General features: G+C 61.3%; 19 protein-coding genes. 6 read left to right on the top strand and 13 right to left on the bottom strand.

Annotated elements, in window-relative coordinates:
- Nucleotides 1-159: 159 nt before the first annotated feature.
- From deoC to Q0859_RS12565, 3 genes are read left to right on the top strand one after another with little or no spacing between them, the layout of a single operon-like run.
- Nucleotides 160-1,161: a deoxyribose-phosphate aldolase gene (gene deoC, locus Q0859_RS12575; protein ID WP_299151707.1), complete on the top strand. Its 1,002-nt coding sequence runs from the start codon at nt 160-162 to the stop codon at nt 1,159-1,161.
- 4 nt (nt 1,162-1,165) lie between these two features.
- Nucleotides 1,166-1,423, top strand: coding sequence for a DUF1272 domain-containing protein (locus Q0859_RS12570; RefSeq protein WP_299151706.1), 258 nt, complete (start codon nt 1,166-1,168; stop codon nt 1,421-1,423).
- Nucleotides 1,420-3,762, top strand: coding sequence for an aldehyde dehydrogenase family protein (locus tag Q0859_RS12565; RefSeq protein WP_299151705.1), 2,343 nt, complete (start codon nt 1,420-1,422; stop codon nt 3,760-3,762). Before Q0859_RS12570 ends, Q0859_RS12565 begins: the two co-directional genes overlap by 4 nt.
- Before the next feature lie 82 nt (nt 3,763-3,844).
- On the opposite strand, the gene Q0859_RS12560 is transcribed toward Q0859_RS12565, so the two are convergent.
- The 7 genes from Q0859_RS12560 to Q0859_RS12530 all read right to left on the bottom strand — a co-directional run bounded on the left by Q0859_RS12560 (nt 3,845) and on the right by Q0859_RS12530 (nt 12,361).
- Complete coding sequence (locus tag Q0859_RS12560) at nt 3,845-5,179, bottom strand: pitrilysin family protein (RefSeq protein ID WP_299151703.1); 1,335 nt, start codon at nt 5,177-5,179, stop codon at nt 3,845-3,847.
- Nucleotides 5,176-6,537, bottom strand: coding sequence for a pitrilysin family protein (locus Q0859_RS12555; protein WP_299151702.1), 1,362 nt, complete (start codon nt 6,535-6,537; stop codon nt 5,176-5,178). The genes Q0859_RS12560 and Q0859_RS12555 overlap by 4 nt, the downstream gene beginning before the upstream one ends.
- A 94-nt stretch (nt 6,538-6,631) precedes the next feature.
- Nucleotides 6,632-7,138, bottom strand: coding sequence for a DUF3035 domain-containing protein (locus tag Q0859_RS12550; RefSeq protein ID WP_299151701.1), 507 nt, complete (start codon nt 7,136-7,138; stop codon nt 6,632-6,634).
- 51 nt (nt 7,139-7,189) lie between these two features.
- Nucleotides 7,190-7,663, bottom strand: a complete 474-nt coding sequence (gene lspA / locus Q0859_RS12545; RefSeq protein ID WP_299151699.1) for a signal peptidase II — start codon at nt 7,661-7,663, stop codon at nt 7,190-7,192.
- Nucleotides 7,664-7,669: 6 nt separating this feature from the next.
- The gene (gene purH / locus Q0859_RS12540) at nt 7,670-9,253 is read right to left on the bottom strand and encodes a bifunctional phosphoribosylaminoimidazolecarboxamide formyltransferase/IMP cyclohydrolase (protein WP_299151698.1); all 1,584 of its coding nucleotides are present in this window, start codon (nt 9,251-9,253) and stop codon (nt 7,670-7,672) included.
- A 15-nt stretch (nt 9,254-9,268) separates the two neighbouring features.
- The gene (locus Q0859_RS12535; protein ID WP_299151697.1) at nt 9,269-11,014 is read right to left on the bottom strand and encodes a heparinase II/III family protein; all 1,746 of its coding nucleotides are present in this window, start codon (nt 11,012-11,014) and stop codon (nt 9,269-9,271) included.
- A 78-nt stretch (nt 11,015-11,092) separates the two neighbouring features.
- Nucleotides 11,093-12,361, bottom strand: coding sequence for a transcription antitermination factor NusB (locus Q0859_RS12530; RefSeq protein WP_299151695.1), 1,269 nt, complete (start codon nt 12,359-12,361; stop codon nt 11,093-11,095).
- An 86-nt stretch (nt 12,362-12,447) separates the two neighbouring features.
- Here Q0859_RS12530 and Q0859_RS12525 point away from each other — a divergent pair, with 86 nt between their 5' ends.
- Nucleotides 12,448-12,621 carry a DUF1674 domain-containing protein gene (locus Q0859_RS12525; RefSeq protein ID WP_299151694.1) on the top strand — a complete coding sequence of 58 codons (174 nt, stop codon included), beginning with the start codon at nt 12,448-12,450 and terminating at the stop codon, nt 12,619-12,621.
- A 9-nt stretch (nt 12,622-12,630) separates the two neighbouring features.
- Here the strand turns inward: Q0859_RS12525 and Q0859_RS12520 are convergent, their stop codons facing one another.
- The 3 genes from Q0859_RS12520 to dapB form a co-directional block, all read right to left on the bottom strand.
- Nucleotides 12,631-13,428, bottom strand: coding sequence for a nucleotidyltransferase domain-containing protein (locus Q0859_RS12520; protein WP_299151693.1), 798 nt, complete (start codon nt 13,426-13,428; stop codon nt 12,631-12,633).
- Nucleotides 13,429-13,490: 62 nt separating this feature from the next.
- Nucleotides 13,491-13,844 (bottom strand): dihydrodipicolinate reductase, encoded by a 354-nt coding sequence (locus Q0859_RS12515; protein WP_299151691.1) that lies wholly within the window; start codon nt 13,842-13,844, stop codon nt 13,491-13,493.
- Nucleotides 13,845-13,946: 102 nt separating this feature from the next.
- On the bottom strand, nt 13,947-14,762 hold the full coding sequence (gene dapB / locus Q0859_RS12510; protein ID WP_299151689.1) for a 4-hydroxy-tetrahydrodipicolinate reductase: 816 nt from the start codon (nt 14,760-14,762) through the stop codon (nt 13,947-13,949).
- An 88-nt stretch (nt 14,763-14,850) separates the two neighbouring features.
- On the opposite strand from dapB, the gene rbfA reads away from it, so the two are divergent.
- On the top strand, nt 14,851-15,246 hold the full coding sequence (gene rbfA, locus Q0859_RS12505; protein WP_299151688.1) for a 30S ribosome-binding factor RbfA: 396 nt from the start codon (nt 14,851-14,853) through the stop codon (nt 15,244-15,246).
- A complete protein-coding gene (locus Q0859_RS12500; RefSeq protein WP_299151687.1) occupies nt 15,243-15,980 on the top strand; it encodes a phosphodiester glycosidase family protein in 738 nt (245 codons plus the stop codon). Before rbfA ends, Q0859_RS12500 begins: the two co-directional genes overlap by 4 nt.
- A 238-nt stretch (nt 15,981-16,218) precedes the next feature.
- On the opposite strand, the gene Q0859_RS12495 is transcribed toward Q0859_RS12500, so the two are convergent.
- The 3 genes from Q0859_RS12495 to Q0859_RS12485 are packed head-to-tail and all read right to left on the bottom strand — an operon-like array spanning nt 16,219 to nt 17,997.
- On the bottom strand, nt 16,219-16,575 hold the full coding sequence (locus tag Q0859_RS12495) for a nuclear transport factor 2 family protein (RefSeq protein WP_299151686.1): 357 nt from the start codon (nt 16,573-16,575) through the stop codon (nt 16,219-16,221).
- A 21-nt stretch (nt 16,576-16,596) separates the two neighbouring features.
- Nucleotides 16,597-17,256: a DsbA family protein gene (locus tag Q0859_RS12490; protein WP_299151685.1), complete on the bottom strand. Its 660-nt coding sequence runs from the start codon at nt 17,254-17,256 to the stop codon at nt 16,597-16,599.
- Nucleotides 17,257-17,292: 36 nt separating this feature from the next.
- Nucleotides 17,293-17,997: an ATP-binding cassette domain-containing protein gene (locus Q0859_RS12485; protein ID WP_299151684.1), complete on the bottom strand. Its 705-nt coding sequence runs from the start codon at nt 17,995-17,997 to the stop codon at nt 17,293-17,295.
- Between the last annotated feature and the right edge of the window lie 5 nt (nt 17,998-18,002).

Here is an 18,002-nt window from a genome sequence, read left to right as displayed (position 1 = left end):
AAAGTCAATGAGAATGCGAATGACTCGCAATCACACTACGGTGTACCAGCCTGATCCCGGATGTGGGCCGGGCACATCACCCTCCGCTGCGGCACCGCTTGCCAAATGACGCAGGCCATGCCACTTCGGATACCTGCATCGTCCGAGAGGATCCTTCCCATGCACAAGATACCAACCGATACAACGCAAACGGGCACCGCCCAGTTGCCGCAAGTGACCGAGCCGCACAATCCCGGCATGGCGCTGGATATGGATTGGGTGCGACGGGTGCAGGCGAACACATCCGCCATCGAACGCCGCTGCGCGACGCTGCCTGGCCGGCGGTCGATCAAGAAGGATTATCAGGCCGCATGGTTGCTGAAAGCCGTCAGCCTGATCGATCTGACAACCCTGTCGGGCGATGACACCGTGCGCCGCGTCGGGCGGCTCTGCGCCAAGGCACGCCAGCCTGTGAATGCACAGATACTTGAGGCTCTCGAGATGCCCGATCTGACGACCGGCGCGGTCTGCGTCTATCACGAGATGATCCCGGCCGCGGTCACCGCCCTGAAGGGCTCGGGCATTCCGGTGGCTGCCGTCTCGACCGGGTTTCCAGCCGGGCTGACCCCCTTTCACCTCCGCATTCAAGAGGTCCGCGAAAGCGTGGCCGCAGGAGCGGAAGAAATCGACATCGTCATCTCGCGCCGTCACGTTCTCGAAGGGAACTGGCAGGCGCTTTATGATGAAATGGCCGAAATGCGCGAGGCCTGCGGGCACGCGCACGTCAAGGCGATCCTCGCCACGGGCGAGCTTGGCAGTTTGCGCAATGTCGCGCGCGCCTCACTTGTGTGCATGATGGCGGGCGCGGACTTCATCAAAACCTCGACCGGCAAGGAAAGCGTGAACGCAACCCTGCCCGTCAGCCTCGTGATGATCCGCGCGATCCGCGACTATTTTGAAGCCACAGGATACCGGGTGGGCTACAAACCCGCTGGCGGGATTTCCAAGGCCAAGGACGCGCTGGTTTACCTGTCGCTGATCAAGGAAGAGCTGGGGGATCGTTGGCTGATGCCCGACCTGTTCCGATTTGGAGCCTCGTCACTGCTTGGCGATATCGAACGCCAGCTTGAACACCACCTGACCGATGCCTATTCCGCCGGGTATCGGCATCCGATCGGATAGGGCGATGCTGGATCTGCGCCCCAATTGCGAATGCTGTGACCGCGACCTGCCACCCGACAGCGAGATCGCGATGATCTGCACTTTTGAATGCACGTTCTGCGCACCTTGCGTTGCGGACAGGTTAAACAGCATGTGCCCCAACTGCGACGGCGGCTTTGCGTCCCGTCCCATCCGACCTGCCGCTGCGCTCACCAAATTCCCGGCCTCGACCAAGCGGGTGTTCAACCCCGCAGGCTGCGCCCCATCAGGAGACCCGACATGACCGTCAAAGACATCTTTGAGACGATGGAATATGGCCCCGCCCCCGAGGCCGCAGGCGACGCATTGGCATGGATCGTGGATCAGGGCGCGAACTTCGGGCACTTCATCAACGGGGCCTTTACAAAGCCAACGAAAGACTTTGACAGCCGCAATCCCGCAACAGGCGAAACGCTCGCCACCCTCAGCCAGGCCACGCAATCGGATGTGGACACTGCCGTCAAAGCGGCCCGTGCGGCCCAACCCAAATGGGCCAAATCGGGTGGTCATGCGCGCGCGCGCGTCCTCTATGCCATCGCCCGCCTCCTGCAGAAGCACAGCCGCCTCTTTGCGGTCCTCGAAACGCTCGACAACGGCAAGCCGATCCGCGAAAGCCGCGACATCGACGTCCCCCTCGCCCAACGCCATTTCTACTATCACGCAGGCATGGCGCAACTGATGGAGGCCGAACTGCCCGACCGCACGGCGATGGGTGTGTGTGGGCAGATCATCCCATGGAATTTCCCGCTGCTCATGCTCGGGTGGAAAATCGCGCCCGCGTTGGCTATGGGCAACACCGTGGTCCTGAAACCTGCCGAATACACCTCGCTCACCGCATTGCTATTTGCCGATATCTGCCGCCAGGCAGGGGTGCCCAAGGGGGTCGTCAACATCGTAACGGGCGACGGGGCCGTGGGCGAGATGATCGTGAACGCAGACATGGACAAGATCGCCTTCACCGGCTCCACAGCGGTGGGGCGGCGCATCCGCGAAGCGACCGCGGGTACCGGCAAGGCCCTGACCTTGGAGCTGGGCGGCAAATCCCCCTACATCGTGTTTGACGATGCTGATCTCGATTCCGCTGTCGAAGGGCTGGTGGACGCGATCTGGTTCAACCAAGGGCAAGTCTGTTGCGCAGGTTCGCGACTGCTGGTGCATGAACCCGTGGCCGATGCGTTCTATAGCAAACTGCGCGCGCGCATGGACAAACTGCGCATTGGCGACCCACTCGATAAAAGCATCGACATCGGCGCGATTGTGGACCCCGTCCAACTCGACGCAATCACCAGACTGGTCAGCGACAACAACGCAGGCGACACCTATCAGGCACAGGCCGACCTGCCCGCGCGAGGCAGCTTCTATCCCCCCACCCTGATCACAGGGCTGCACAGCGCCGACACGCTGATGCAGGAGGAAATCTTTGGCCCCGTGCTCGTCTCGACCACATTCCGCACCCCCGCCGAGGCGGTCGAACTGGCCAACAACACCCGCTACGGGCTGGCCGCAACAGTCTGGAGCGAGAACGTCAATCTGGCGCTCGACATCGCGCCGCAACTCGCCGCCGGGATCGTGTGGGTCAACGCAACAAACCTTATGGACGCCGCCGCAGGCTTTGGCGGCGTACGCGAAAGCGGCTTCGGGCGCGAAGGCGGATGGGAAGGGCTCAATGCCTACACCAAACCCAAAGCGACATCCAAACCCGCCAAAGCCATTGCCGCATTTAGCGGGGACGATACACCAGCTGATCCGCTGGACCGCACGGCAAAACTTTATATCGGCGGCAAGCAGGCGCGGCCCGACGGGGGCTACTCGCGCAACGTCTATAGCAAGAACGGCGCACTTCTGGGCCAGGCCAGCCTTGCCAACCGCAAGGATCTGCGCAACGCAGTCGAAGCCGCACAAGCGGCCAAAGGCTGGGGCAAGACCACCGGACACCTGCGGGCGCAAATCCTCTACTACATCGCGGAAAACCTGTCGGCGCGCGGCGATGAATTCGCGACGCGAATCAACACGCTAACAGGCGGACGCTCGGGGGAAAAAGAGGTGCAAACCAGCATCGAACGGCTGTTCACTTACGCCGCATGGGCGGACAAATTTGACGGCGCGGTCAAGGGCGTACCATTGCGCGGCGTTGCATTGGCGATGAACGAACCAACCGGCATCATCGCAGCACTCTGCCCGGACGAAGCCCCGCTGCTCGGGCTGATCTCCTGCATGGCTCCTGCCATCGCAATGGGCAACCGCTGCATCCTCAGCGCATCTCAACCCTTCCCGCTGGCCGCAACGGATTTCTATCAAGTGCTTGAAACTTCTGACGTGCCTGTCGGCGTGGTCAACATCCTGACCGGCGATCACAGTGACGTGGCATCCCACATGGCCAAGCACCTCAATATCGATGCGGTCTGGTGTTTTTCCGGCAGCGACCTGTCCAAAACGATCGAACATGGCGCGGCAGGCAATCTCAAACGCACATGGGTCAACCACGGGCATGCGCGCGACTGGTCAGGGGATGCAGGCCAAGGCAAACCTTTCCTCCAGGCTGCAACAGACATCAAAACCATCTGGGTGCCCTACGGCGAATAGCCTCTTCTTTTGACCAGAAATACCGCGGGAGAGCCCGAAGGGCGGGGGCAGAGCCCCCTGAAACATCGGGTGCGCGCAGCGCTCAATTGGCAACAGAATTCTCAAGGTCCTCGGGCTGACCGACAACCACGAAATGCAATCCCTCAGGGTCGAGCAGCTCCGCCGCTATGCGCTTGACATCCGCCAAGGTGACCGCCTCTACCTTTTCGTTGCGCGTGGCAATGTAGTCGATGGGCAAGCCGAGCATTTGCATGCCAACCATGATCCGGGCAATGGGCGCGTTGCCATTGAACCGCAGCGGATAGGCCCCGGTCACAAAGGTCTTGGCCGCGTCCAACTCGGCCTGGGTCACGCCTTCGGCCGCGGCGCGGGCCCATTCGTCCCGGATGACGGACACCGCTTCGGCAATGCGGTCATTGGCAGATGCGACCTGCCCCTGCAGGGTCGCGGCATGATCCTGCGGTATCAGGAAGGACGACACGCCATAGGTCAGGCCACGCTTTTCACGCACCTCGGTCATCAGACGACTTTCAAAACCGCCCGCACCAAGAACCTGGTTCAACACACGTGCCGCAAAGAAATCCGGATCGTCCTGTTCGATCCCGCGCTGACCAAAAACAGCAACCGACTGGGGTGTGTCAAAGGGCACCACGGTTGTGCCGCCTTTGATCTGGATTTCTGCCGGGCCGGGCTGGGCTGCGCCGGCATCGGGCAATGGCCCCAAGAGGGTGTCCAGCAATGGACCCAATTCCGCAGGCGTAATGTCCCCCACAACGCCGACATACAGGCGATCCTTGGCAAAAACAGCCCCATGCGCGTCCAACATGTCAGCGCGGGTCAACGCGGTCACACTGTCAATCGTGCCTCGATACTGCGATCCGTAGGGGTGCTCCCCATAAGCCATCGCATCAAAGGTCGCGCGCGCGATCTTGGCGGGATCCTTTGCATCCGAGCGCAGACCCGTCAGGACCTGCTCGCGCACACGCTCCAATGCAGCCTCATCAAAACGCGGCTCTATGATCGACTTGCGCAGCAACTCGACCGCCTCGGCCCGGTTTTCCGTCAGAAAACTGGCCGACACAGATAATGCATCATTGCCAATGTCATATCCGAACGAGGCTGCCAGCCCTTCCAATTCACGCGCAAAGGCGCGCGCATCCAGATCACCGGCCCCTTCTTCCAGCAGGCCAGTCATAAGGTTGATCGCACCGCGCTTGCCAGGTGCATCCAACGACGCCCCGCCGCGAAACCGCAGCTCAAGCGCCATGAAAGGGATCGAGGGTTCTTGCACCAGCCACGCGGTAATCCCACCGGGGCTGACGACTTCCTCGATCTTCACCTCGGCCCGCGCAGGCAGAGTCACAACCAGCGCAACAAACAAAGCACCCATCAAGCGGGTCATTGCGAAACGGATCATTGGGTCACCTCACCTTCGGGCCGCGTCAACCATCCCGTCACCGACGCATCCCGGTTCAACACCATCCGGGCGGCATCCATGATGTCTTGGGGGGTGACCGCCTGCAAAACGTCGGGCCAGTTCTGAATATCCTCGACCGTCAAACCGACGGACATCGCCGCCCCATAGCGGCGGGCGGTATTGTCGACATTGTCACGGGCGTAGATTTCACTCGCCCGCAGCTGGTATTTGATCCGCTCCAGCGCCTCTTCATCCACGCCGTCCTCAAGAAAGCTGGCCAGTGTGGCATCCATCGCGGCCTCTGCCTCTTCCAGCGACAGGCCGGGCACCGGCACGATCACCACATCAAAGGTCGTGTCATCCAGCGTTGCGCCCCGATAGAACGCGCCCGAAAACACGGCCTTCTGTTCTTCGAACTGCAACTTTTCGGTCAGATAACTGGTCTGCCCCCCGCCCAGAACTTCGGCCAGCAATGTCAGCGCTGCAGCCGCCGTCTGGTCACCGGGATCACGTTCTGGCGCAAGGTAGGACCGGCTGACATAGGACTGGGCCACCCGCGCATCGCGGTAAATCAGACGACGCTCGGCCGTTTGGGGCGGCTCGGCGGATCGCACCCGCTCGGGCAGATCGGGATTGGCGGGGATCACCCCGTAATAGGTTTCGGCCAGCGCCTTGACCTCGTCCGGGTCCACGTCGCCGGACACCACAAGGATCGCGTTATTGGGGTAATAATACGTGTCGTAGAACCCAAGCGCGTCCGCCTTATCGAGCGTTTCCATCTCGTGGCGCCAGCCGATGATGGGCACGCCGTAACGGTGGTTCAGGTATTGGGCCGCGTTCATCTGTTCCGAAAACAGGGCGCGCGGATTGCTGTCGGTGCGCTGGTTGCGCTCTTCCAGGATCACGTCGCGCTCGGTGGCGACGTTCTGATCGGTGAAGTTGATGTTGCGCATCCGGTCCGCTTCCATACGCATCATCAGCTCAAGACGGTCTGCGGCAACACGCTGGAAATAGGCAGTATAGTCATAAGAGGTGAACGCGTTGTCCCGGCCCCCATTGGCCGCCACAGTGGCCGAAAACTCTCCATCCGCGAGGGTGTCGGTCGCCTTGAACAGCAAATGTTCCAGAAAATGCGCCACACCGGACGAGCCGACAGGTTCATCCGCTGAACCGGCCCGATACCAGACCATATGCTGCACCACAGGCGCGCGGTTGTCCTCGACAACGACCACCTGCATCCCGTTATCCAACTCGAAACTGGTGACCTGATCGTCCCGCTTCTGGGCGGCAAGTGGCGGCGCAACAGACAGGGTGGTGGTCAAAGCAAGCCCTGCAAGGGCTGCACGCAAACGAGGCATGGCTGTTCCTGACTTATGGTCGGTTGGCATAACAGATACGCCAACCTCGCACAGGATCAAGCCGCGCTGGCGGCTTTGTGAGATAGAAGCGGACTTAGCGCCCGTTCGGGGGTGCTGCGGGCGTCGGCACACCAGCGCGGCGGTACTGTTCGGCTATGCGTCTGGCATTGAGGGCCTCGCGGCGATAGGCCTGATTGTAGAAATCCTCGCGCACGATCCGGACCCGCGTCAACCGGGCAGAGCGTTTGCGGAACTTCGCATCCGCTTCGGCCAGCGTGGCGCGGATATTGGCCTCGCGCCCAAAGCGGCTGGCGTGGTTGACCAAGGCCGCATCGCTGCCCGGGATCGGCGCATTCGGCGATGTCCGCTGCCCGCCCAATTGGGCCACGCTCTCTTCGAGCGGGCGCTGATCAACGCGGTTAAAGCTGCCCGGTGTCGGGGGTGGCAGCGCCGAAAAGCTCTCTGGCTGTTCAAGGGGTTTGGCGGGCACCACGATGAACTCGTCCGGGCCATCCCCACGCGAGGTCACTTGGCGTAAACCCTTGTCCGCACAGGCGGCAAGGCAGGTGACGGCAATCAGGGCCCCGGCGATCAAACGCATCCACACTCTCCTCTTTTCCCCGCGCTCATTATCGCAGCTTGGCCCGGCTTGTCACGTGCCCTTTTTGCGGGGTTTGTCCTCTTTGGCAAAGAACACGAGGCCGATGGCTCCTGCGAAAATAAAGATATCCGCCACATTGAACACAAACGGGTTGTTGATCCCGCAGCACGACATGTTCAGGAAATCGAGTACATAACCATAAAGCCGTCGGTCGAGCACATTCGCGAGCGCTCCGCCGATCAGCAATCCAGCGGAGGCGTTAGCCAAACGCCCTTGCGGGTGCCGCCACATCCACCAAAGCACGCCGACGCAAATGACGATGGCGATCGCGATCAGCACCCAAACGCCCACCCCATCCCCAAGCCCAAAGTTGATGCCCCGGTTTTCGCCATAGCGAAAGTTAAGAAGCGGAGGCAGCACGTCCACAGGGTTAGACTGCGACACGCCAAGCACATGGATGACGTAATACTTTGACGCCTGATCCAGCACCAAGGCGATGAACGCCGATATCCACAACACTTTCATCTGCGCTTAATGCCGGAAATGGCGCATGCCGGTAAAGACCATGGCAAGCCCCGCCTCATCCGCCGCTGCGATCACCTCATCGTCGCGCATGGAACCGCCGGGTTGGATAAGCGCTGTCGCCCCCGCCTCGGCCGCCGTCACAAGCCCGTCCGCAAAGGGGAAAAACGCATCAGAGGCCACGACCGACCCTTGTGTGAGCGGGGCGGGCAGGCCCATCGCTTCGGCCATATCCTGCGCCTTGCGCGCGGCAATGCGCGTGCTGTCCACCCGGCTCATCTGTCCCGCGCCAACGCCGACGGTCGCGCCATCCTTGACGTAGATGATCGCGTTGGATTTGACGTGTTTGGCGACGGTCCATGCAAACAGAAGATCCGCAAATTCCTGCTCGGACGGCTGGCGTTTGGTCACAACCCTCAGATCATCCGCAGTGATGCGGCCCACATCCTTGTCCTGCACCAGAAACCCGCCAGCGACCTGCTTAACCGCCAAAGCCGCCCGCGCCGGGTCGCCCAGCATGTCCGTGGTGAGCAGGCGCAGGTTCTTTTTCCGGCTGAAAATACCAACAGCCTCGGCATCTGCGCCAGGCGCAATCACCACTTCTGTAAAGATGCCGGTGATGGCCTGCGCCGTTTCTGCATCCAGCGGTTGGTTCAGCGCGATGATGCCCCCAAAAGCGCTGGTGCGGTCGCAATCAAAGGCGCGGGTGTAGGCCTCGGCCAGTGTTGCCCCGGTTGCCACACCGCAAGGATTGGCATGCTTGATGATCGCGCAGGCCGGCCCCTGACCCGCAAATTCGCTGATCAGCTCGAATGCCGCGTCGGTGTCGTTGATGTTGTTATAGGACAGCTCTTTGCCCTGATGCTGTTTGGCGGTTGCGACCCCCGGCTTGGCCGACCCGTCCGTATAGAAGGCGGCGGCCTGATGCGGGTTCTCGCCATAGCGCAAGGTCTGCGCCAAAGTGCCTGCAAAAACGCGGCGGCGCGGGGTACCGGGCACCTGGGCCGCCATCCACGTGCTGACGGCGGTGTCATAAGCAGCAGTGCGTGCATAGGCGGTCTGCGCAAGCCGCTGGCGCAGGGCATAGCTGGTCTGACCAGCATGAGCGGACATCTCGTCAATCACGGCTTGGTAGTCGGCGACATCGACCACCACGTTCACAAAGCCATGGTTCTTGGCCGCCGAGCGGATCATCGCAGGCCCACCAATGTCGATATTCTCGATAACGTCACCATAGGCGGCGCCCTTGGCCACCGTTTCCTCAAAAGGGTAAAGGTTCACGACGACCAGATCGATCGGATCAATCCCGTGCTGGCCCATGGCCGCCACGTGATCGTCATTGTCACGCAGCGCCAGCAGACCGCCGTGAACAACCGGATGCAGCGTCTTGACCCGCCCATCCATCATCTCGGGGAACCCGGTGACCTCGCTCACATCCGTCACGCTGAGCCCTGCCGCGCGAAGTGCGGCCGCCGTACCCCCGGTACTCAGCAACACGACCCCATGCCCGGCCAGTGCCCTGGCGAATTCGACCAGCCCGGTCTTGTCAGAAACGGAAATCAGCGCGCGGCGCACGGGGCTCAGATCGGTCATATCGGCAGCAGTCCTTTAATCGTATGTTTCGCCCGGCTCATCCCGGTTGAGATCGCGAATGCCCATGGCAGTTTCTTGGGCTTTGGACAAGGACCAGCGCACCCGCGTGCCATGATCCATGGCCCGCCCGCTCAGCACGATCTGCTGGCTGGCGCGGGGTTTCAGACGGCCCTTTTCCAGGTAAACGCTTGGCTCCAGAGACAAATCGCGCGTGCCGTCATGGCGAAACACCCAGATCTCGCCGCTTTTGAGCGCCATTGAGATCGCAGAGCCGCCCATATCGACCTCTGCATCCACTTCCGGGTGCAGATGGAACCGGATGTCGAACGGAATGCCTGCCAGTTGCTTGGCGTCCATCACCTTGTCAAAGGTCTGCTTTTCCACGTCCTCAAGGGCCAGCAGCATATCTTCGCCCGCCATGCCACGCCCATCAAAGGTCAGTTCCAACTGGCGCGCGTGGGTCAGGCCGTGGGTTCGGATATAGCCGTTGTGCCCGCCTTGGAACCGCAACCCGTCCGAGGCGTGGCTGACCTCGATCGGCACATGCGTGGGCGCATCAATCAGGGCTTCGCGCGATGTGGCGCGGTCCGCGTCCCCAAGCCGGGCGCTCGAATACCCATCCAGCGACAGGGCGGAGTGCGATGGCGTGGCCCGCCCCGCACGGCGCCATTCCGACCCAAAGCTGACGCCCGAGCCACAATTCACGATCAACGGACGCCTGCCCGACGTCAGCTCGAACGCAAGGGTCGAGGCATGCGCATTGTGGCTCGCCGCAGGGGCTGGCGGTTTGGCCGCGTCGATGATGACACTCGTGCGGCCCGCGCTGAGGCGGGCATAGCCCATGGACAACCCATCCGCCTGCCGCGTCTTGACCCCGGAGGCAGCCAGCGCGTGATCGAGCCACCCTTCCTGCCCGCGCCCGCCGCCATGAAAGCGTGCCAGACTGCCATCGGAATGGCGCAAGGTGCGCAATGTGGGCGCAATCCGCTCAATCGCGGCCAGATGTGCTTCGGGCGGGAACTGTCCGGCTTCGGTCAGGGCAGCGGCGGCCCATGTGAGCAAGGTAAAGACCTCAAGCAACTCTTCGGGATTGCGCGTGGGCAAGCCCCCCTGATCGTCAATCTGATGGCGGCATTCGCGCGCCAGTGCGGCGACGGCGGGCGGGGCCAGGCCCTCCATACCTTCCAGCGACAGACCGGCATAGATGAGGCCCGTCAATGCCTCGAACCGGGGCAATCCGGGGGCGGCCGCGTGCCAGCGTTTGGACAGGAATTGGGTTTGTTGCGCCAGAGATTGAAAAAAAAGCTCACTTTCGGGGGCATCATGGCCACGCAGGACAAACAGCGCATGGTTGATCCAACGGATCAGGCGGCGGCCCGTCAGATCCGGCGTCCAGCCCGGACCCCGCCCACGCCCATAGCGATCGATCCACCCCCAAAGCCAGCGTTGTGCAGCCTGCCGGGTCGAGGCATCGCCCACCGCCGCCAGATCGTCCATCCACGCAAATCCGTGCAACGCATCCTCAAACGCCTGATCAGGCGCAATCACGTCCCATAAACCTACGCCGGGCGCTTCGATCAGGGCCCCTGCAAACAGGTAGTTGCCCGCCACCAGTTGCCGCCCCTTGGCAAAGCTGCCGATGGTGCGTGGCTCGGGCGAGGACACAAATGCGGTCGCCGCTTTGGCCCGCGTGGCGCGACGCGCATGCCAACGGTTCAGAAACCGGGCTTTTCGTGCGGAAAACCCATTCGGGATCGTCATACTGCCTGCCTTGATGCGTCTTTGAGCGCCGTTTGGTCACACTCTAGCCTCGGGCAGCCTTCAAGTCACGCGATCTGGTCAGGATTTCTGCAGGGCCGCGACGTAAAACCCGTCCATGTGGCCAAGTTCCGCCCATAGATCCGGACGCAGGCGCAGGCCGCCCTCTTCGGTGACCCATGCGGGGTCCACGCCGGGCACATCCAGCGCCGCGCGATCAACAGACAGGCCCGAATGGCGGGACAAAGCCTCTTCGATCTGCACTTCGCCCTCGTCCGGCAGCAGGGAACAGGTGCAAAACACCATCCGCCCGCCCGGTTTCAGCAGGGTCAGCGCGTGATCGAGCATACGCCCCTGCAACTCGATCAGCATTCCAAACTCAGACCCATCCTTGGCGAATGGCAAGTCGGGGTGGCGGCGGATCGTCCCCGTGGCCGAACAGGGCGCATCCAGCAGGATCGCGTCGTATTGACCCGTCAGGTCAAAGACATCCGCCACTTGGGTCGTCGCCTGAAGCTGCGTACGCACGAGGTTCTGAGCCACACGCTCCATCCGCCCCTTTGAGATATCGACCGCCGTGACATCCGCACCCGTCGCCGCCAGTTGCATCGTCTTGCCCCCCGGTGCGGCGCATAGATCAAGGATCTTCTCACCCGGTTTGGCCGCCAATACGCGCGCAGGGATGGCCGCGGCCGCATCCTGCACCCACCAGTCACCGCCCGTAAAACCCGGCAGGTTCGAAACCTGCCCCGCATCGGCCAGCCGCACCGACCCGGTGGACAGCACAGCCCCTCCGGTCGCTTTGGCCACAGCCTCGGCATCCGCTTTGGGGGACAGATCGAGGGGCACCGATGCATAGTGCCCCGCCTCAATCCCCAGTACCGCCTCAGGCCCCCACGCCTCGACCAGCGGGCCACGCAGCCATTTGGGCAGGCGCGGGGTGCGCAGATTAGGCCACTGCTCGGGGCCTTTGTCGGCAACTTTGCGCAGCACCGCATTCACCAGCCCTTTGAGATGGCCATAGCGTTTGTGTTTCGAAATCAGGCCGACCATCGCATTCACGACCCCATGGGCGGCCTCGCCCTGACAAAGCTCGACCGTGCCGACCCGCAACGCGTTGCGCACGGTCAGGGGGGGATATTTCTGTAAGTGGCGTTGCAGGATGCGGTCGGCGCGCTCCATGCTGCGCAGCGTCTCGGTCGCCAGCCGTTGGGCCCGCGCGCGGTCCGCAGGATCCAGACGATCCAGCACGCCCGATCCGATCAACTCGCTCATCAGCTTGCCCTCGCCGATGATCTGATCCAGCAGAAAGATCGCGCTGCGCCGGGCAGGCAGGCCAATATCGCTCATGGGTGTCCTCGAATGATGATGTCGTACCCGCTTGCCGGGATCGGAAACGGGCGTATATCAAGGGCAAGCCCCAAGAGGAACCCGCCATGTCAGATGATCCAGACCTGCCACCCGCCGCCAAACGCGCCCTTGCCGAAGCAGAGGCACGGCGCAAGGCCGACAAGGCGCCTGACCTGCCTACCGAGCTGGGTGGCCGGGACGGGCCAGAGCCTGTGCGCTATGGCGATTGGGAGAAGAAGGGGCTGGCAATCGATTTCTGAGGAACGCGTTCAGTAGGGCCGAACAAGGTCCAGCGTGGTGCCCAGCTTGTCCCACGTCACCTCTTCGAACCGGTCCGGCCAGTCCATGCCCAACGCAGCAGCCCGCTTGCGGGCGCGGGGTAGATATGCAGCGGCGTAGGCCATATGCGCCTCGATCATGGCCGCGCGGGTGGGCACCGCCGGGGGCAAGCCGGTCAAAACCTTCTTTTGCGCATCCGTGATCAACCGATTGAGGTGCAGAACACCGCCCCGATTGGGAGCGCCAGTTTCCTCGATCATCAATTCCACCAGCAAGTTACGCAGATGAAAGACGCCAAGGACCCCGTTGATGTATTCCTTGCGCCCTGCCGCCAGATTGAGCAGCCCAAGGATGCGAATGAACTCTTCGACCTGATAGCGGAATTTCCTGAGGTCCGGTGTGGCGGGTGGGGCGGCTGCATTCAGCCCGGCATAGATGTCGTCATGGTCAAAGACCGGGTTCAGCGCCGCTTGGGTATGATGGCCCATCTGTTCGGGTTTGAGCATGATGACGTCCGTGCGCGTCCAATCCGCGGTGATCGCGTTGATCAGGACGGGCACCGTGGTGCGATCCCACCACAGCACGATCTCTCCCGTCCGCTCCACAGCGGATCGCCACAGGGCGGCCACGGCGTCACTTGCGCCCTCATCCGCAACCAGCACGAAGTCGATGTCGCTGTACTGATCCGCCATCCCGTTGCCGTAACTGCCGCTCAGAAACAGGGCGCGCACACCCGGCGCGTCGCGCAAAGCATCGGCAATCGTCGCGATAGTGTCATCATGTGTCATGCTGATCCCCAAAACCTGCGTTGGGGCAATGTAGCGTGCACGCCAACGCGTGCAAACACCGCTTAGCGCAGTGTGAACATCGCGCTGTCGCCCGCGCCGCGATCGGATGTGAACTTGATGCGACCATCAGCGGAGGCCTGAACCTGCTGACAATTGTAGCCCAGCGCATCGCCGCCCCAGAACAGATCACGACAGAAATAGCCTTCCTGCCAGGACCAACTGCCTTCGATATCCCAAAGGGAGCCGCGCCCTGCAATCTGCCCATCCGGCGTCACGGTCAACTTGACCATGGGGCGAGTCAGAGTCTTGCCCGCCGTCAACTCGACAAATTCACTTTGATCATCGACCTTGACCAATTCGGCAAAGGCTGGCCCGGCAAGCAGGGCAGCGAGAGCGGCAATCGCAAGTGAACGCATGGTGTTTTTCCCGATGAGTTGCGGTGTTGGTATCAGGAGTTACGTACCAGCCTGCGGATTGGTTCACTCACTGTAGGGAAAAATTCAACACGCAGGCCTGGCTCAGCGTTTGAGGCCCAGCACATCCAGCATGTCATATTGGCCCGGAGCCTGCCCCCGCGCCCACAGCGCCGCCTTGAGCGCACCTTTGGCAAACAGCGCGCGGTCGGTGGCCATGTGACGCAGCACGATCCGCTCACCCTGTCCGGCAAAAAGCACATCATGTTCACCCACAATGTCCCCTCCGCGAATGTTGGAGAAACCGATATGGCCACGGCTGCGCGCGCCGGTGATCCCGTCACGGGCCGCGTCCTTGACGGTGTTCAGATCCACGCCGCGCCCTTCTGCGGCAGCCTCGCCCAGCATCAGCGCGGTGCCCGAGGGCGCATCGACCTTGTGGTGATGATGCGCCTCGATCACTTCGATGTCGAAATCCTCATCCAGTGCGGCGGCGACCTGTTTGGTCAGCTGCACCAGCAGGTTGACCCCAAGGCTCATGTTGCCCGCCCGCACAATGGCACAGTGGCGCGAGGCCGGTTCAAGCTGCGCAATCTGCGCCTCCGTCATGCCAGTCGTGCCGATGATGTGCGCCGCACGGGCTTGGGCGGCCACATGGGACAACGCAATGGTGGCTTCGGGGGCCGTGAAGTCGATGACCGCCTGCGCGCGGGCCATCGGCTCAAGCGCGTCGTCATAGACCTGCACGCCCAAGGGGGCAGCGCCCATCGCCTCACCCACATCACGGCCCACCCAATCGTGACCCGGACGCTCCAACGCGCCCACCAGCCGCATCCTGTTATCATCCAACACAGACCGGATCAGCATCTGGCCCATGCGCCCAGATGCACCCGCAATCACGATCCCCGGCAGTTCTGACATGCGCTAACCCTCTGTTTGGCGATTTCTTGCTGTCCTACCCTGCCCGCGCATGGTTGGCAAAGGGCCAGGTTGGTCTTAGATGGGACATATGGCAAAGAACAAATTCCACGACGGCCCCGGCCCGTCGCAGCGCCAGCTTCGGGTGGGCGAATTGATCCGCCGGTCCCTGTCTGAGGTGCTGGCGCGCGGCGACGTACATGACCCCGACCTCAACCGCATGTCCATCACCGTGGGCGAGGTGTGCACATCCCCCGACCTGCGCATCGCGACGGCCTATGTTTTGCCCCTGGGCGGGCAAGGTCAGGACGAGGTGCTCAAGTTGCTGGCCCGCAACAAGGGCGAGCTGCGCCGCGCGGTCTCCAAGAAACTCGCACTGAAATTCGCGCCTGACCTGCGGTTCCAACTGGACGAGACATTCGACCGGATGGATGACACCCGCCGGATGCTTAATCAGGACGATGTCCGCCGGGATACGGACGCGTGATACGCGCCGTTCTCGCGGTTCTGTTGGTGTGGGTCAGCCCGGTTTGGGCGGCCGCCTGCGAGGACATCCGCTTTGACGACACAAGCTATACCGTCTGCACTGTCAATCTGACGACCCAGACGCTGGATCTGTTCCTGCGCGATGAGGACGGCAATATCTATGGCCAGTTCAGCGCGGTGGATCGCGCTTTGCAGGCCGAGGGGCGACAGCTTGGCTTTGCGATGAACGCGGGTATGTATCACGATGATCGCGCGCCGGTCGGCTATTATGTCGAAGACGGCACCGAACAGATGCGTGTTGTTCCCAACGCAGGCCCCGGCAACTTTGGATTGCTGCCCAACGGCATCCTGTGCCTGAGACCGGGTCGTGCGGATGTGATCGAGACATCGCGCTTTGTGGAGGACGCGCCTGAATGCAGCCATGCAACCCAATCGGGTCCCATGCTGGTGATTGATGGTGCGTTGCATCCGCGTTTCCTGCCTGACAGCACATCGCGATATATCCGCAACGGGGTGGGCACCAGCGCCGATGGGAAGACCGCGGTCTTTGCGATCTCAAACAGTGCCGTGACCTTCCACGAGTTCGGCACGTTGTTTCGCGACCACCTTGAGATGCCCAATGCGCTGTTTCTGGATGGCAATGTTTCGCGGCTTTATGCGCCCGACATCAATCGGCGCGATATCGGATTTTCGCTCGGGCCGATCATTGGAACGGTTGAGCCTGCCGAGCGTTAAGCCCTGGCGCGACTATCCCGTCCAACCGCGCGGCTGCCCCACAGGCATGTGCGAACTTGCCGTTATGTGGGCGGGCCTGACCCCCAAGCCAGATTACGACAGCTGATCATGCCCGTTATTTGCAGGGCCCGAATGGTCTATGCGTAAGCCGCCACTTATACACAACGCAGCGTCGCGACATACATCGCAGTGCCCGCCATTTCTTGAACCACCGGGTTTTCAGCCTGAAGGTCTGATCCTAGTAATGCCGAAACAACTTGGACGAGATTTTCCAGCCATCCGCATCCGTGTGGATAAGATGAAAATGGTTGGTAAATGACATGCCCAACAGGTTCCGCTCACTGATCTCGGCCACTGCAATGGGATGGGTGATGTCGATGCGAATGATTTCAGCACTGTAGTCATCCCCGACCTCATTGGCCTCTAACGCATCATAAAACGGCTCGGGACCGCCATGCAGCAGGTCGGGACCAAGCCATCCAACCATAAGTGCATTCTCGGCAAATATCGATTTCAACAGATCGGTATTTCGTGTTGCGGTCCCCTCGATATAGGCGTTCACCACAGCTTCGGGATTGGCATTTTGGGCGTTCATTCTATGTCCTTTCGATTTCGACTATTCAGCAAAAGCGTGCGGCATTTGGGCCTTGAGGGTCATAATATCATTTAGCGCATTGGCCTCATCGTAAGGGTCCAACTCATAAAATACGCCGTTTGCTTCAAGTATCAGACAGGGCACGCCGTTTGAATTTACGCGGCTCATCATTGCTGCGGAAAGGGCGGCATTCTCATCAACGCGGTCCTCAAGATCGGCGGCTTCTAGCCCTTGCAACAACGCATCGTGGTCAAGCCCGGTGACCTTGGCAAAACACTCGGCAATTGCATCGGCAGAACTGAAATCGAGCCCGATTTCGAACACGCTCTTTTGCAAGGCAGTCGAGAAGGCAAACAGGTGATCTGGTGCCAAGTGCTGCACCACCGCAAAAGCGCGGGCGGTAAGATCAGAGGAATAGCGCAATCCAGGGGTTTTCAAGAACTCGATATGGGCATCATCGATGCGCACCCCGGTCCGGCCTGGCCCGATCTCTTGGCCGACGCGGCGGACCATATCAAGCATTGAAGGCGAAATTGTCATTTCACCCCCACCATGAAACAGACGGCGGTGATACAGCTGCACAGTCACGTCCTTGGGACATTTGGCGAACAGGGTTGTAATCTGTTCGTGGGCGACGAAACACCAACCACACAAGGTGTCATTGATATAATGTAGCTTCATGTTCATTTCCTCCGATTTGGGCCCGTCACACCTTGGCTATTCGCTCAAATAGGTTGACTTCAGGATGTCAGGGTTTTGCTTGAGGGTTGTCGGCAGCCCGCTAAAGGCAACGCCACCGCGCCCCAGCACAACGGCATGGTCCGCATGTTGCAGTGCCAGATCGGTAAACTGCTCAATCAGTAAAATGCCGGTTCCTGCCGCGACCAGCTCATCCACCACCCCCATAAGGCGATGCACAACAAGCGGGGCCAACCCCAGCGACATTTCATCCAGCGCCAGGAACCGGGGGCGCAGCATCAGCGCGTGACCCAACGCGACCATCTGCTGTTGCCCGCCAGATAGGGTTCCTGCCAATTGCCCTTTGCGTTCTGCCAGTTCGGGAAAGATGTCATAGACATAGTCCAGATTGGTTTGAACCGCCGCGATGGAGTGACTGCACGCCGCGCGTAGATTGTCGTCTATGCTCAACTTTGTGAGCACCTGATGGCCTTGGGGCACCACCGCGATCTTATGCCTTCGCACCGCCTCCGGTGTGGCATTTGTGACTTTCTGACCGTCAAGCAAAATGTCCCCGCGCGTGATCGGCAACACACCTGCCAGCCCCAGAACCAGTTCGGATTTGCCCGCCCCATTTGCGCCAAGCAGGGCCGTCAATTGCCCCTGTGCGATGGAAAGTGACACATCAGACACGACGGTTTTGCCCGCTTTTTCAACGCTTACATCTGAAAAGACCAAAGACATATCGA

It is taken from the genome of uncultured Tateyamaria sp., from assembly GCF_947497045.1.
GTDB lineage: Bacteria > Pseudomonadota > Alphaproteobacteria > Rhodobacterales > Rhodobacteraceae > Tateyamaria.
The sequence above is the reverse complement of the archived record's forward strand: the minus strand, read 5'-3'. Positions and strand labels throughout refer to the sequence as shown.

Coding starts and splice junctions, on each gene's coding strand:
- deoC (WP_299151707.1), top strand. CDS start 160: ATGCACAAGATACCAACCGATACAACGCAAACGGGCACCGCCCAGTTG.
- Q0859_RS12570 (WP_299151706.1), top strand. CDS start 1,166: ATGCTGGATCTGCGCCCCAATTGCGAATGCTGTGACCGCGACCTGCCA.
- Q0859_RS12565 (WP_299151705.1), top strand. CDS start 1,420: ATGACCGTCAAAGACATCTTTGAGACGATGGAATATGGCCCCGCCCCC.
- Q0859_RS12560 (WP_299151703.1), bottom strand. CDS start 5,179: ATGATCCGTTTCGCAATGACCCGCTTGATGGGTGCTTTGTTTGTTGCG.
- Q0859_RS12555 (WP_299151702.1), bottom strand. CDS start 6,537: ATGCCTCGTTTGCGTGCAGCCCTTGCAGGGCTTGCTTTGACCACCACC.
- Q0859_RS12550 (WP_299151701.1), bottom strand. CDS start 7,138: ATGCGTTTGATCGCCGGGGCCCTGATTGCCGTCACCTGCCTTGCCGCC.
- lspA (WP_299151699.1), bottom strand. CDS start 7,663: ATGAAAGTGTTGTGGATATCGGCGTTCATCGCCTTGGTGCTGGATCAG.
- purH (WP_299151698.1), bottom strand. CDS start 9,253: ATGACCGATCTGAGCCCCGTGCGCCGCGCGCTGATTTCCGTTTCTGAC.
- Q0859_RS12535 (WP_299151697.1), bottom strand. CDS start 11,014: ATGACGATCCCGAATGGGTTTTCCGCACGAAAAGCCCGGTTTCTGAAC.
- Q0859_RS12530 (WP_299151695.1), bottom strand. CDS start 12,361: ATGAGCGATATTGGCCTGCCTGCCCGGCGCAGCGCGATCTTTCTGCTG.
- Q0859_RS12525 (WP_299151694.1), top strand. CDS start 12,448: ATGTCAGATGATCCAGACCTGCCACCCGCCGCCAAACGCGCCCTTGCC.
- Q0859_RS12520 (WP_299151693.1), bottom strand. CDS start 13,428: ATGACACATGATGACACTATCGCGACGATTGCCGATGCTTTGCGCGAC.
- Q0859_RS12515 (WP_299151691.1), bottom strand. CDS start 13,844: ATGCGTTCACTTGCGATTGCCGCTCTCGCTGCCCTGCTTGCCGGGCCA.
- dapB (WP_299151689.1), bottom strand. CDS start 14,762: ATGTCAGAACTGCCGGGGATCGTGATTGCGGGTGCATCTGGGCGCATG.
- rbfA (WP_299151688.1), top strand. CDS start 14,851: ATGGCAAAGAACAAATTCCACGACGGCCCCGGCCCGTCGCAGCGCCAG.
- Q0859_RS12495 (WP_299151686.1), bottom strand. CDS start 16,575: ATGAACGCCCAAAATGCCAATCCCGAAGCTGTGGTGAACGCCTATATC.
- Q0859_RS12490 (WP_299151685.1), bottom strand. CDS start 17,256: ATGAAGCTACATTATATCAATGACACCTTGTGTGGTTGGTGTTTCGTC.
- Q0859_RS12485 (WP_299151684.1), bottom strand. CDS start 17,997: ATGTCTTTGGTCTTTTCAGATGTAAGCGTTGAAAAAGCGGGCAAAACC.